The sequence below is a fragment of the Capnocytophaga sp. oral taxon 338 str. F0234 genome, assembly GCF_000192225.1.
Classification (GTDB): Bacteria; Bacteroidota; Bacteroidia; order Flavobacteriales; family Flavobacteriaceae; genus Capnocytophaga.
Window position 1 is genome coordinate 1 of the sequence record NZ_GL872438.1, and the last position, 575, is coordinate 575.

At 39.8% G+C, this 575-nt stretch carries 1 pseudogene; it reads left to right on the top strand.

Annotated features, from left to right (window positions below):
- Nucleotides 1-216: 216 nt before the first annotated feature.
- Nucleotides 217-575, top strand: a pseudogene (locus tag HMPREF9071_RS11745) (hypothetical protein); the annotation flags it as partial.

Consider the following 575-nt stretch of genomic DNA (forward strand, 5'->3'; position numbering starts at 1 on the left):
AAATGACAATATCAATGATTCTCTTTCTTTTTTTAAAAAAAGAAACAAAAAAAAGAGTGTGTTTCTCCAGAAAATTTTTTTCAAAAAGAAAATTCTTTTTTAGAAGCTCCCTTAAATGACTCTTCGGAAGAGGAAAAAAAAGAAAAAGAAAAAATTTCCGCCCAAAAAGAAAAAGAAGCTCAAAAGAAGGAGACGTCCTTTGATTTCAGGGCGGCTATGCTTGCAGAGGGATTCGCTCCCGACCTTGTTGACGAATGGCTCAAGATACGCAAAGCAAAGAAAGCCATTAACAGTGAGCATGCCTTTGAGCTCTTCCTTGAGCAGGTACAGTTCACCCAACAGGAGAAAAACACCATCCTCAAGCTCATCGTCCAAAAACAATGGAAAGGCTTTGAGGCAAGTTGGTTAGAGACCCTAAGCCACCCTTCACTAAATAGAAAAGAACCTATCACAATTGACCAAAATGGAAACATACTCAACCCTACCTACTTCAACACAACCAGCACCAACACAAGTCCTTACGTTGCAGGACGACAAACCGCAGAGACTCTTAGAGCAAATCTCCAAGGTTGGTA